The organism is Vibrio sp. CB1-5 (genome assembly GCF_059412285.1).
This window is the reverse complement of record NZ_JBJHPB010000016.1, coordinates 58,572-71,934: the sequence shown is the minus strand read 5'-3', so window position 1 is coordinate 71,934 and position 13,363 is coordinate 58,572. Positions and strand designations below refer to the sequence as shown.

General features: G+C 45.9%; 7 protein-coding genes. 2 read left to right on the top strand and 5 right to left on the bottom strand.

The features are described 5' to 3' along the window. Positions 1-52: 52 nt before the first annotated feature. A complete protein-coding gene (gene nrdA, locus ACJB0T_RS12865; RefSeq protein WP_479289594.1) occupies positions 53-2,341 on the bottom strand; it encodes a class 1a ribonucleoside-diphosphate reductase subunit alpha in 2,289 nt (762 codons plus the stop codon). A gap of 551 nt (positions 2,342-2,892) precedes the next feature. Further along, complete coding sequence (gene ubiG, locus ACJB0T_RS12860) at positions 2,893-3,603, bottom strand: bifunctional 2-polyprenyl-6-hydroxyphenol methylase/3-demethylubiquinol 3-O-methyltransferase UbiG (protein WP_479289595.1); 711 nt, start codon at positions 3,601-3,603, stop codon at positions 2,893-2,895. Positions 3,604-3,976: 373 nt separating this feature from the next. Here ubiG and gyrA point away from each other — a divergent pair, with 373 nt between their 5' ends. After that, on the top strand, positions 3,977-6,610 hold the full coding sequence (gene gyrA / locus ACJB0T_RS12855) for a DNA topoisomerase (ATP-hydrolyzing) subunit A (RefSeq protein WP_479289597.1): 2,634 nt from the start codon (positions 3,977-3,979) through the stop codon (positions 6,608-6,610). 338 nt (positions 6,611-6,948) lie between these two features. Then, entirely contained in the window at positions 6,949-7,515 is a 567-nt protein-coding gene (locus tag ACJB0T_RS12850) for a sugar O-acetyltransferase (protein ID WP_479289599.1), read from the top strand. Between the two features lie 62 nt (positions 7,516-7,577). On the opposite strand, the gene ACJB0T_RS12845 is transcribed toward ACJB0T_RS12850, so the two are convergent. From ACJB0T_RS12845 to ACJB0T_RS12835, 3 genes are all read right to left on the bottom strand, one after another. Further along, positions 7,578-9,587: a methyl-accepting chemotaxis protein gene (locus ACJB0T_RS12845; RefSeq protein ID WP_479289601.1), complete on the bottom strand. Its 2,010-nt coding sequence runs from the start codon at positions 9,585-9,587 to the stop codon at positions 7,578-7,580. A gap of 221 nt (positions 9,588-9,808) precedes the next feature. Continuing rightward, positions 9,809-11,584, bottom strand: a complete 1,776-nt coding sequence (locus ACJB0T_RS12840; protein WP_479289603.1) for an ABC transporter ATP-binding protein — start codon at positions 11,582-11,584, stop codon at positions 9,809-9,811. Then, positions 11,578-13,341: an ABC transporter ATP-binding protein gene (locus ACJB0T_RS12835; RefSeq protein ID WP_479289604.1), complete on the bottom strand. Its 1,764-nt coding sequence runs from the start codon at positions 13,339-13,341 to the stop codon at positions 11,578-11,580. The genes ACJB0T_RS12840 and ACJB0T_RS12835 overlap by 7 nt, the downstream gene beginning before the upstream one ends. Positions 13,342-13,363 lie beyond the last annotated feature (22 nt).

The window sequence follows — 13,363 nt, the reverse complement described above, 5'->3', positions numbered from 1 at the left end:
AAGGGCAGAGAAATCTAATCTTAAATGCTGTATTGATTGTGTGCTTCGCACATTAGATCTTACAGCCACCGCCTGCACAATCGTCGTCTTGCTCAACCACTGCTGCTTTGTCGTTCTGGTCGTCTTTCGCGCCGTCACGAGTATTATGGTAGTAAAGTGTCTTCACACCAAACTTATACGCAGTGAGCAGGTCCTGAAGCAGTTTCTTCATTGGTACTTTGCCACTATCGTAGACGCTAGGGTCGTAGTTAGTGTTGGCAGAGATAGCTTGGTCAACAAACTTCTGCATAATGCCAACAAGGTGCAAGTAACCATCGTTACCGCCGATGTTCCAAAGCAGCTCGTAGCTCTCTTTTAGGTTGGCAAAATCTGGGACAACCTGCTTCAGGATACCGTCTTTCGACGCTTTCACTGAAACGTAACCACGTGGTGGCTCAATACCGTTGGTTGCGTTAGAGATCTGTGAAGAAGTCTCTGAAGGCATAAGCGCAGTCAGTGTTGAGTTGCGTAGACCGAACTCCATGATTTCTGCACGTAGCTCATCCCAATCGTAGTGAAGTGCTTCGTCACAAACTCGGTCGATGTCTTTTTTGTACGTATCGATTGGCAGTAGGCCCTTCGCGTAGTTCGTCTCGTGGAACGATGGGCAGCGACCTTGCTCTTTTGCAAGCTCAACAGACGCTTTCAGTAGGTAGTACTGAATCGCTTCGAACGTGCGGTGAGTAAGATTGTTTGCAGAACCGTCCGAGTACTTAACACCGTTTTTCGCTAGGTAGTATGCGTAGTTGATGACACCAACACCCAGAGTACGGCGGTTCATTGTAGAACGGTATGCCGCTGGTAGTGGGTAGTCTTGGTAATCAAGCAGTGCATCAAGCGCACGAACGACTAAGTCAGACAGATCTTTCAGGTCGTCAAGCTCGTTAATCGCCCCCAAGTTGAATGCAGATAGCGTACAAAGCGCAATCTCACCCGATTCGTCTTCCACGTTTTTCAGTGGCTTAGTTGGCAGTGCAATCTCAAGACATAGGTTAGATTGACGAACCGGCGCAACCTTCGAGTCAAACGGGCTGTGAGTGTTACAGTGGTCGACGTTCTGGATGTAGATACGACCGGTAGACGCACGCTCTTGCATTAGTAGCGAGAATAGCTCAACCGCTTTCACCGTCTCCTTCTTGATCGACGGATCGTTTTCGTATTGAACGTATAGACGCTCGAACTCGTCTTGGTCTTCGAAGAATGCATCGTAAAGACCCGGAACATCTGATGGTGAGAACAGAGTAATGTGGCCGCCTTGAACAAGACGTGCGTACATCAGCTTGTTCAACTGAACGCCGTAGTCCATGTGACGTACACGGTTCTCTTCAACACCACGGTTGTTCTTAAGCACCATCAGTGATTGTACTTCGCCGTGCCACATTGGGTAGAACACAGTCGCTGCACCGCCACGCACACCACCTTGAGAACAGCACTTAACCGCTGTTTGGAAGTATTTGTAGAATGGAATACAGCCAGTGTGGAACGCTTCGCCGCCACGGATTTCAGAACCCAAGGCACGGATACGACCTGCGTTGATACCGATACCCGCACGTTGTGACACGTAGCGTACGATAGAGCTTGCCGTCGCGTTGATAGAATCTAGGCTGTCGCCACACTCAATCAGAACACAAGAGCTAAACTGACGAGTAGGAGTACGTACACCAGACATGATTGGTGTAGGTAGAGAAATCTTGAATGTCGATGTCGCATCGTAGAAACGTTTGATGAAGTCAAGACGCGTCTCTTTTGGGTACTTGGCAAATAGACAAGCTGCAACAAGGATGTATAGGAACTGAGCACTTTCGTAGATTTGGCCGCTTACACGGTTCTGTACGAAGTACTTACCTTCCAGCTGTTTAACCGCAGCGTAAGAGAAGTCGTGATCGCGAGTGTGGTCGATGTAATCGTCCAGCTCTTCAAGCTCAGCTTTTGTATAGTCTTCAAGAAGGTGCGCGTCATACTTACCCATTTCAACCATTTTAGAAACATGGTCGAACAGTGCTGGTGGCTCATACTGACCGTACGCTTTTTTGCGTAGGTGGAAGATAGCCAAGCGAGCAGCTAGGTATTGGTAGTCTGGTGCGTCTTCAGAGATAAGGTCTGCTGCAGACTTGATGATAGTTTCATGGATGTCAGACGTTGTAATGCCATCATAAAACTGGATGTGAGCCTTAAGTTCCACCTGCGAAACAGAAACGTTGTCTAGGCCTTCAGCAGCCCATGCGATAACGCGGTGGATTTTTTCGAGATCAATACTTTCTTTGCGGCCATTACGTTTAGTAACGGAAAGTTGCTGGTTCATTCTGAGGTGTTCCCTAACAAAACAATATGAAACCTCGCTTTTATGAAATTTTGTTGAGTCTTAGCGAAGGCTTCGTGATCAATGTCACCCTATAAAAAGTTGCTTCCAACACAAGATATAGGGGTCATTTAGTTTACGGGTTACAAGATAGTGCTATAGAGCGAGATTTTCAAGTTCGGCGATTTGAGGAAACTGTGGATAACTAGGGGAAAGAAAAAAATACGTTAGTGGATACTTACCATTGAGATTAGACCTGACTTAGTTGTATAAAAATACGTACTAGGAGATCGGTTTCGTTTTAAACAATCCGAAAAAAAAATCCTTGATCTTTGGCAAGTTTTGTCAGTAATTAACTAGATAATTAAAAGTGCGATTTCAGTATACAAAATCGACGAAAGTGTCTTGTTTTTGTAAACGATTTGTGGCGTAGAATTAACGTAATCTGTAGCACCAATTTTGCGTTCAAACTCGAAGCGGCAAAATTGGTGCTGATACTATATATTGGTGCTGATACTATATGTTGTGCTTTATTAGCAGAAGCACATACAGTGTTACAGTGGCTTTTCGGTATAGACGATGTAATTCACGTCGACACGTTTGCCAAGCTTATAGCTATCCGTGAGTGGGTTATAAGAGAGGCCAGTGATGCCTTTCTCGACTAACTCAGTAGCGTCAATCATCTTAATAAGCTCAGACGGCTTAATGAACCTGTCGTGGCTATGGGTGCCGTCTGGAACGATTTTTAGCAGCTTTTCAGCACCGACAATCGCAAATAAGTAGGACTGAATATTGCGGTTAAGGGTAGAGAAGAACACTTGACCACCCGGCTTGACGAGTTTGGCGCAAGAAGCAATCACAGAGGCAGGGTCTGGCACGTGCTCAAGCATCTCCATACAGGTCACAACGTCATATTTCCCCGCGTTTTCAGCGGCATGATCTTCAACGGTGCTTTGAACGTAGTCGAGCTTGGTGCCCGTTTCTAACGCATGCAGGCGTGCCACTTCTAATGGCTCTTTGCCCATATCTAAACCGGTGACGTTCGCGCCTTGTTTCGCCATGCTCTCTGCCAAGATACCGCCACCACAACCTACATCAAGAACCTTTTTGCCAAACAAACCGTTTGCATTATCCAGTACATAGTTGAGACGAAGTGGGTTGATTTGGTGCAGAGGTTTGAACTCACCCTCGAGATCCCACCAACGACTTGCCATATCTTCAAATTTTTTGATTTCGTCTAAATCGACGTTCTGCTGCTTGTCCATCTATGCCAATTCTCTGTTCCGACAATTCAATGTTCCGGGAATATTAGTTCCGGTCTTTCTCTACTCCGGCCTTTTTCTAATCCGGTATGCGGCGCAAGTATACCGTAATTTCAACTTGGAAAACCTATCCAGTGAGCATAATTGGTGCATTTGTGGCTTTCGACTTACTTAGCGCGATTGTTTTGAGTGTTTTTTCGCCATATTTCAGAGCCATAGATTCAAAATGTGCAAATTGTGGACGTTTGAATCACAACCAAGGTCACAACCTGATAAAAGGGCAGGGAAAGTGATGCCGAACCCACTATTCTTGTGTTATATTTTGTCACCTTATACGTATCAATATACGATCAAAATATAGAGGGATATTGGCTCTATGAGCGATCTAGCTAAAGAGATCACGCCCGTAAACATTGAAGATGAGCTGAGAGGCTCATATCTCGACTACGCGATGTCAGTCATCGTGGGTCGTGCTCTTCCAGATGTGCGTGATGGCCTAAAACCTGTACACCGCCGCGTTCTGTTCGCGATGAATGTACTAGGTAATGATTGGAATAAACCATATAAAAAGTCTGCCCGTGTTGTCGGCGACGTAATCGGTAAATATCACCCACACGGTGATAGTGCTGTCTACGACACTATTGTTCGTATGGCTCAGCCGTTCTCGCTTCGCTACATGTTGGTAGATGGTCAAGGTAACTTCGGTTCCATTGACGGCGATTCAGCGGCGGCAATGCGTTATACCGAAGTCCGCATGGCTAAAATCGCTCATGAGCTGTTAGCAGACCTAGACAAAGAAACCGTTGACTATGTTCCTAACTATGACGGAACAGAGCAAATCCCAGCGGTTCTGCCAACGAAGATTCCTAACCTACTAGTAAACGGTTCCTCTGGTATCGCTGTAGGTATGGCAACTAACATTCCACCGCATAACTTGACGGAAGTTATCGATGGCTGTTTGGCTTTCATTAAAAATGAAGACATCACGATTGATGAGCTCATGGATTACATTCCGGGCCCAGACTTCCCAACAGCGGCACTGATCAGTGGCCGTAAAGGCATCATCGATGCTTATAAAACGGGTCGTGGTAAGGTCTATATGCGTTCGAAAGCTGAGATCGAAGAAGACAAGAATGGTAGAGAAACCATTATTGTTTCTGAAATCCCTTATCAAGTGAACAAAGCTCGCCTAATCGAGAAGATTGCTGAGCTGGTTAAAGATAAGAAAGTAGAAGGCATCAGCGCACTACGTGATGAGTCTGATAAAGACGGTATGCGCATTGTTATCGAATGTAAGCGTGATGCAGTCGGTGAAGTGGTTCTAAACAACCTGTACTCACAGACTCAGCTGCAAACTACGTTCGGCATCAACATGGTTGCCCTAAACAACGGTCAGCCACAGCTGTTCAACCTTAAGGACATGCTGAAGTGCTTCGTTGATCACCGCCGTGAGGTAGTGACTCGTCGTACTATCTTCGAACTTCGTAAAGCACGAGATCGCGCTCACATCCTTGAGGCTCTATCTCTAGCACTAGCGAACATCGATGAAGTTATCGAACTTATCAAAAACGCACCAACACCAGCAGAAGCAAAAGTTGGTCTGGTTTCTCGTGGTTGGGAACTAGGCAGCGTAGCATCAATGCTAGAGCGTGCGGGTACTGATGCAGCTCGCCCAGACTGGCTAGAAGACGAATACGGCATCCGTGACGGTCTGTACTACCTAACTGAGCAACAAGCTCAAGCGATTCTAGAACTTCGCCTACACCGCCTAACCGGTCTAGAGCACGAGAAGATCCTAGATGAGTACAAGGCACTTCTAGAAGAGATTGCAGAATTAATGCACATCCTTGCAAGCACAGAGCGCTTGATGGAAGTGATCACCGAAGAGCTAGAAGAAGTTCAAGCGACTTACGGTGACGAGCGTCGCAGTGAAATTACTGCCGCTGTTCATGACATTGATATGGAAGAGCTGATCGCTCGTGAAGACGTTGTAGTTACGCTGTCTCATGAAGGTTACGTTAAGTATCAATACCTAAGCGACTACGAAGCTCAGCGTCGTGGTGGTAAAGGTAAGAGTGCAACTAAGATGAAGGAAGAGGATTACATCGAGCGTCTGCTTGTTGCGAATACTCACGACAACATCCTGTGCTTCTCAACTCGCGGTAAGACTTACCGTCTGAAAGTATATCAATTGCCACAAGCGAGCCGTACAGCGCGTGGTAAGCCTATCGTTAACATTCTTCCACTAGAAGAAGGTGAGCGTATCACGGCTATCCTGCCAGTGTCTGAGTTCAGCGCTGACAAGTACATCTTTATGGCAACTGGTGACGGTACTGTGAAGAAGACATCACTAGACCAGTTCTCTAACGTACGTGCTAACGGCCTAATTGCTGTGAACCTACGTGACGATGACTCGCTAATCGGTGTTGATATTACCAATGGCGACAGCGACGTGATGCTGTTCTCGAAGCAGGGCAAAGTGGTTCGCTTTAGCGAAGACAAAGTCCGTGCAATGGGACGTACAGCGGCAGGTGTTCGCGGTATGAAGCTAGCAGATGATGACCAAGTTGTGTCTCTGATTGTTCCTGCAAACGAAGGCGACATTCTAACCGTGACGCAAAACGGTTACGGTAAGCGTACTGAGCTTGAAGAGTACCCAACTAAGGGTCGTGCAACGCAAGGTGTGGTTTCAATCAAAGTCTCTGAGCGAAACGGTCCAGTTGTTGGCGCAGTCCAAGTTGAAGAAGGCGACGAGATGATGATGATCACCGATGCAGGTACGTTAGTACGTACTCGCGTTGCAGAGGTGAGCCAAGTCGGTCGTAACACTCAAGGCGTAACGCTAATCCGCACTGCTTCTGATGAGTCTGTAGTCGGTCTACAGCGCATCGATGAAGTGGAAGAGTTAGCGGAAGTTGAAGGTGAAGAGGGTACCGAAGGCGCGGTAGCAGATGCTGCAGCAACCGATACTCCTGACGCACCGGCAGCGGACGACGCTTCTGAAGAGTAATCTTATACTCGAATGATAGAAAACCTGCTATCTGGCAGGTTTTTTTTCGCCTATATTTCTTTGTGCAAATCACTTAAGAGTCAGAAGCTAACGTTTTTGAAGACATAACTAGAGTGAAGAGCTTTAAAAGTGGTTTGATATTAGACAACCTACGGTTGATAATCATGTCATAGAGTTCATATATAGATATTTGTTTACTCAATTCGAAAGTGAAAGGTGGTTAAATGGATTTACCAGTTCAAGCCTACTTATTGATGGGATTCTTTGGTGCTGTGCTAATTGCTGTGAGTGTTGGATACGCGATTCTAAAACTTCGCAGATAGATCGTGAGAGATAAAATGACCGAATTCGAAAAGATGCTTGCTGGCGAAGAATTTGATGGAGGCTCAGAGAGCATTGACCAAATCCGTCAAAACGCAGCGGATCTACTCAGGAACATCAATCAAAATACTAATGATGGGCAACGTGCCGAGCTATTCCAGCAACTGATGGGAAGTATGGATGCTTCGAGTATTATTCGCTCCCCATTCTATTGTGAGTTTGGTAAAACCATTTCGATTGGAAAGAAAACCTTCCTCAACATGAATGTCACCATGCTCGATGGCGCAAAAATTACCATTGGCAATAACGTGTTGATTGGCCCCAATACGCAGTTTTATTGCGCTAGTCACGATTTAAACTACCTAAAGCGTCGCGAATGGGCGACACAGTGCTCACCGATTACCGTCGAAGATGATGTGTGGATTGGTGGTAATGTGGTAATCAACCAAGGTGTCACAATTGGTGCACGTTCGGTGATTGCGGCAAACTCAGTTGTTAATGGTGACGTACCGCCTGATTCGCTCTATGGTGGCACACCCGCTAAGCTGATTAGAAGGATCCACGAGAACGAGCAAGAGAATTAGAGTACCTTGTCTATAGAAAAAGGGCTCAAACGAGCCCCTTCTGAATCTTCATCGAAGAAGTTTTAGCTCACCTTAAACTTCCCAATCGTCTTCTTAAGCTCTTCCACCATTTCAAGTTGCTTGTCGATTTTGCTTAGCATCTTGCTTGTGTCTGCGACGCTGTCTTCGGCCAGCTGATCCACAGATACGGTCTGCTGACTGATTTCACCGGAAGCAATGGCTTGCTCATTCACCATCGATGCGATTTCTTGAGATTGAGAGTCGATCATTTCCATCGTTTGATGAATTTCACGGAGCTTATTGTCGACTTCAGCAATCATATCCACACCTTGCTCGGTTTTTGAGCGGCCAATGCGCAATGAATCTACCGCGTTAGCCGCAGAGTTTTGCAGTGTGGCGATGATGCCTTCAATATCCACAGTCGACTCTTGAGTGCGCTGGGCTAGGGTGCGAACTTCGTCAGCAACGACCGCAAACCCACGCCCTTGTTCACCTGCACGAGCGGCTTCAATCGCGGCGTTGAGCGCGAGTAGGTTTGTCTGCTCCGCGACACCTTTAATCACTTCAAGCACACTGGTAATGGCGGTAGCATTGTCATTAAGAACGGCAACCACTTCTTCTGACTTCGAGACATCTTGGTAGATGTCATTCATCAGATTGCTTGCATCAAAAGTCAGTGTTTGGCTCTGCTGAGAATTTGTTGACGCATCTGAAGCATGTTGTTGCGCTGTCTGGGCATTGTCCGCAATGCCACTGATCGTTTGTGACATCTCTGTCGAAGCGGTGGCGATTTGCTCAATGTAGCTCTTTTGACGGCCAATGGTGTTGCCAAAGTGCTCAGCGATACGATGCAGTTCAATCGCATCGTTAGTGACTTGCTCAGTGGTTCGAAGGCTAAGCTGTGTGGTTTGCTGGATATCGTTGACAAAGATGTTAAACGAGCGACTCAGTTTGCCTAGCTCATCATCGTGTTGGTATTCCAAACGTTGTGTTAGATCGCCTTCGCCTACAGCGATATTGTCCATCGCGGTGACAACATTGTTTAAAGGCTTAGTTAAGAAACGATTAATGATGAGCAACATGGCGATGCCGCTGATGATCAGCACCAATAGAATCACCGTGACTGTTCCCCAGAAAGTGGCTTGAATTGGCTCGGTAATTAAGCTTTCTGGCACCATGAAGCCAACACGCCAATCAAGTTCGAGACTTGGATCAGTAACGGCTTCCACAAATACCAGGTGCGGCTTACCGTTAAATGATACAGAGCCAATGGTTTGTAGTTGGCGGCTGACTTGATTTTGAAGTTCGGCAAATCCAGAGGTATTGGCAAACACTTTGTCAATGTCGGCTAGAGTTGGCAGTGTCGACATGTCAATACGGTTTTGCGTATCGTTAAATGCGATAATGCCACCATCAGAAGCAATTAAAAAGCCAGTACCAACGCCTTGATAGCGCATTTTATCTATCAAGCCTTGCTTGATTTCTGTCCCTAGAATATCAATTCCCAACACACCAATAAGTTGCTGCTTATTATCTTTCACCGTAGTTTTAATTGAAGTAACAATACTTTTATCGTTAGCATCAATTTGTGGTTTTGTAATGAAAAGACGGTCTTTTTCTAGTGCTTCAAACCACCAAGGTCGCTTGGTAGTGTAATAGTCAAGGTTGTTATAACGGCCGTTGAGATCGAAGTATTCATGAGTATTGGCTGGGGCGTAAAATACCGATTTTATCAGCGGATCGTGTTTGGAAATAGACTGAAAGGTATCAACAATGGACTGATAGGTAGGGTCGCTATCTATGTTAGAGCCCCGCTGAGTATAGTTGGCAAACCAGTTGTTAATAAACGGGTTTTCTGCCAAGGTTGTGACCACGCGTGAGCGCTCGCGAAAGAACTCGTGAATGGAGCGTACGGTTTTTTCAGTGACTAACTGAACTTCCTGAGTCACTTGACTTTCTACAGAAGCGGAGCGCTGATTAACAATAAAATAGGAAGCGAATATCGATATCGTTACCATAATAGTGGCGATCGCCAGCACTAGCTTCTTAGCGATCGAATCCATCAATCTCATAAATACTCCTTAAATTTAGAAGATTGCACGTATATTTTTTTGGGGGGGATCCTAGAGGATTGGCGGCTATTTTTACACAGACATGAAATATTTAAAACAAATTATGAAGTGGAATAACCAAAGCTGGCATAACTGTCATGGGAATGATGAGTGTTATTAATGATGTCATTAGTAAAGGTAAATGGAACTAATGACATCATCGGAATTGGATTACATATTACTTACGTTTTTTTCTCTAGGCTGTCACCTTTCGATTCACTTAGCAGATTTGCGTATAGCCCATTAAATTCGATGAGTTGCTGGTGATTTCCACGTTCGACAATTTCGCCCTTGTCGAGTACAAGAATAATGTCAGAGTGTTTAATGGTACTCAGGCGATGCGCAATGGCGATGACGGTTTTGTCTTGATACAAACGCCCCATCGCTTTTTGGATTAAATCTTCTGTAATGGAATCGACTGAGCTGGTTGCCTCATCAAGCATCATGATTTGCCCACCTTGCGCGATAGCCCGGGCAAACGATATTAACTGCGTTTGTCCAACTGAAAGGTTTGCGGCATTTTTGTCGAGTTTGAAGTCGTAATTATTTGGGAGTTGATCAATAAAGCGATCGGCATACACGTAGCGTGCTGCCTCGATGACTTGCTCGCGGTCAACGCCTTGTTTCCCAAGTGCAATATTGAAATCGATGCTCTGCTCAAACAGGTGAACATCCTGCATCATCATCGAGAACAGGTGCGCACAGTCTTCTGCCGCGATATGTGATAGCTCAATACCATTAAGCAAAATGCTGCCTTCATAGTCGCGATAGGTCTTAGTGATCAAACGCATGATGGTTGATTTACCAGAACCTGTAGAGCCCACCAGTGCAACCTGATGGCCTTTACTGAGGGTAAAAGACACCTCGTTGAGCACATACGGCCCATCCTGTTTGTACCTAAAGCTGACATTGCGAAACTCTAAGCTTTGGAACTCTGCGAGCTTTGGCTTGATCTCATCACTTGGTCGCAGTGTATGTCCTTCTTCTTCAAGCGGTTCTACAAAAAGCTCCTCAATATGGTCAAAAGCGGCAAAAGAGCTTTGGATAGAGGCGATCTGCGAGGTGAAATCACGAATTGGAATGAACACTTTCTCAAGGGTATTGATAAACGCAATCAACACGCCCAATGTCAGCGAGGCTTCAAGTACTTGCCCAGAGCCAAACCAAATCATCAAGGCGATGGTTATTGAGGTGACGCCGGAGATAAACGCAAACAGGATCGCGTCGTATTTGTTGACTTTCATCTGCGCGGCCAAAAACTCATCGGTGTAGCTTTGGTACTTGGTCTCGACTTCCTTTTCGGCGCGATACAGTTGCACCGTTTTCACTCCGAGTAGTACTTCTTGTAAGTATCCAATACCTCTTGCGAGGGCAGAGCGCGTAATCTGATGCATTTGACGCAGGCGATTACGTACATAGACCGTCAAGTAAATCACAGGTGGCATCACCACCAATACCACCATCGTCAGCTTCCAATCGATAATCAGCATCATGATCAACAGTGCGATGGTATTTAAGCTGTCTCTGACGAGTCCCACCACGGCCTGAACAAACGAATCACCAATGGTCTCCAGATCGCTGGTTAATCGTGACAGCGTGATACCAATTGGCGTGATATCGAAATAACTGCGTGGCAGTTTAAGCACTCGAGATACCAACACAGAGCGTATATCGGCAATGGTGTATTGACCGGTTTTACGCAAGTTGTAGGCATAGGTGGTATCGACGATGTAGCTGACAATCAGCACGGCGACCAGATAGAGGATAGGGGTGATCAATCCATCAACATTACCGTGGGATAGGTAGCCATCGATCACTTGGATAATCAGCCAAGGAAACAGCAAACTGCAGGCGATGGAAAGCGGCAGCATAGCCACACCGATCCATGCCGTGCGTCGATAAGGTTGAGCAAATTGAAAGAAGTGCTTGAGGTATTTTACATCTAACCCTTTTAGCATGGGGTTGCCTCCGTTTCCGTTTGCTGCAATAGCCAAGTCTCTTTGTAGTAATCACAGGTTTTCAAAAGTGTTGCATGGTCACCTTTGGCGAGCACTTTACCTTGGTTAAGCACGATGATCTCATCCATATATTCCAAGGCATTCACGCGATGAGAGACTACAAGTACTGATTGGTGCTCCAAGCGAGCAAACAGACCTTCGAGTATTTTTCTTTCTGTTTCGTAATCCACGGCCGAGAGCACATTGTCCATAATAAGTAGATCACAAGGCTCTAGCAGCGCCCTTGCAATACTCAAGCGCTGCTTCTGCCCACCGGAGAGCATGACGCCTTTTTCGCCCACCACGGTTTGCGCTTTTTGCTCAAAGCGCTCAACGTCGCCAGCGAGTTGACTCAGATCCAAAACGTCTTGAACGTCTTGGTCGCTGATGGTGTTATTTCCGCTACCGAACTTGATGTTTTCGGTGATGGTTGCCGAGAACAAATACGGATCTTGAGTAATGGTTTTTACAAAGCGCCTTAAATCATTTCGTGAGAAACCGGTGATGTCGCGTTCCCCGAGGAATACTGAGTTAGTAGGCACATCCAGATGGTGATTAAGACAGTTCACCAAGGTGGTTTTGCCAGCGCCAATACTGCCTAACACACCGACTTTTTTACCCGGCGGAATGTCGAAACTAATATCATCAAGGATGGGCGCATCATTTTCCGAATAACGGTAGGTGAGATTGCGAACCGAGAAGGTTTGTCCTTTGAGTGTATTAAGTGTTTCTGCTGGCAAAGCTTGGGTATCAACTTCGGGCACTTCAGCGTTTAAGATGGTTTGACAGCTGGTGATACCAACCATGCCACGCTGATAAATTGTCGCAATACGCCCCAGTGCCATTAGGGGAATTGAGAGCAGGACAGAGTAGGTGAGAAATGCGGTGATTTTGCCTAGAGTCAGCTCTTGCTGCATCAACATATAACCACCAAGACCTAAAATAAGGATCTTCATGACGCTGTTGGCGTAATCCAATACGGGCATGTAGAACACTTGAATGCGGGTTAGCTTCATTTGGCAATTAAGCAGCTTTTTGTTCAATGCATCGGTTTCAGCTTGAACCCAAGTCCCCATCTGCTGACTCTTGATCAAATCAATCGCAGATAGGTAGCTCATAAGCTCCGAAGAATACTTTTGTAGGCGGCGCATCTGTTCCATATGCAGGTCTTTCATCTTGGTAAAGCCGATACGAAAAATCACAAAAGCAACGATAATTGGAATCACAGAATACAAGGTCAGTTCAGGTGAAATGCGCCACATCCATAGTGGGGTTAATGACAGCGCTAATAGGGTATTAAACAGCTGTAAGAATCCCACGCCAAACATCAGTCGAATCCCCATCAAGTCATTATTAACGATAGAGATAAGGTGTCCCGAGGCAAACTTGCTGTGAAATTCATGGGGGAGACGATTGAGTTTTTTAAGAAGAATGTTCTTGAGCTCTGCTTCGGTAATTCGCCCCGGATTGAGGCCATATATACGCGAGAGGATACGCGTAATGATCATCGCAATGGCCATTACCACAACTATGGAGACGTAATACTGCAACTGGCCGTAGCTTTCGTTGTTGATGCCATCAAGTAGATCGATCGCTAACTGAATGTAGCGAGGGATCTCAACTTGCAACCAATTAACGAGGAAAATGAATACAATCGCGAGCAAATAAGAGGTGCGATTCAAACGCAAAAAATGCGCAATAAACTGGGTTTTGGTCATTAGACGCTTTCTTGTTGGTGAA

Excerpts from the sequence above, each read along its gene's own strand:
- nrdA (WP_479289594.1), bottom strand. The coding sequence starts at position 2,341 with ATGAACCAGCAACTTTCCGTTACTAAACGTAATGGCCGCAAAGAAAGT.
- ubiG (WP_479289595.1), bottom strand. The coding sequence starts at position 3,603 with ATGGACAAGCAGCAGAACGTCGATTTAGACGAAATCAAAAAATTTGAA.
- gyrA (WP_479289597.1), top strand. The coding sequence starts at position 3,977 with ATGAGCGATCTAGCTAAAGAGATCACGCCCGTAAACATTGAAGATGAG.
- ACJB0T_RS12850 (WP_479289599.1), top strand. The coding sequence starts at position 6,949 with ATGACCGAATTCGAAAAGATGCTTGCTGGCGAAGAATTTGATGGAGGC.
- ACJB0T_RS12845 (WP_479289601.1), bottom strand. The coding sequence starts at position 9,587 with ATGAGATTGATGGATTCGATCGCTAAGAAGCTAGTGCTGGCGATCGCC.
- ACJB0T_RS12840 (WP_479289603.1), bottom strand. The coding sequence starts at position 11,584 with ATGCTAAAAGGGTTAGATGTAAAATACCTCAAGCACTTCTTTCAATTT.
- ACJB0T_RS12835 (WP_479289604.1), bottom strand. The coding sequence starts at position 13,341 with ATGACCAAAACCCAGTTTATTGCGCATTTTTTGCGTTTGAATCGCACC.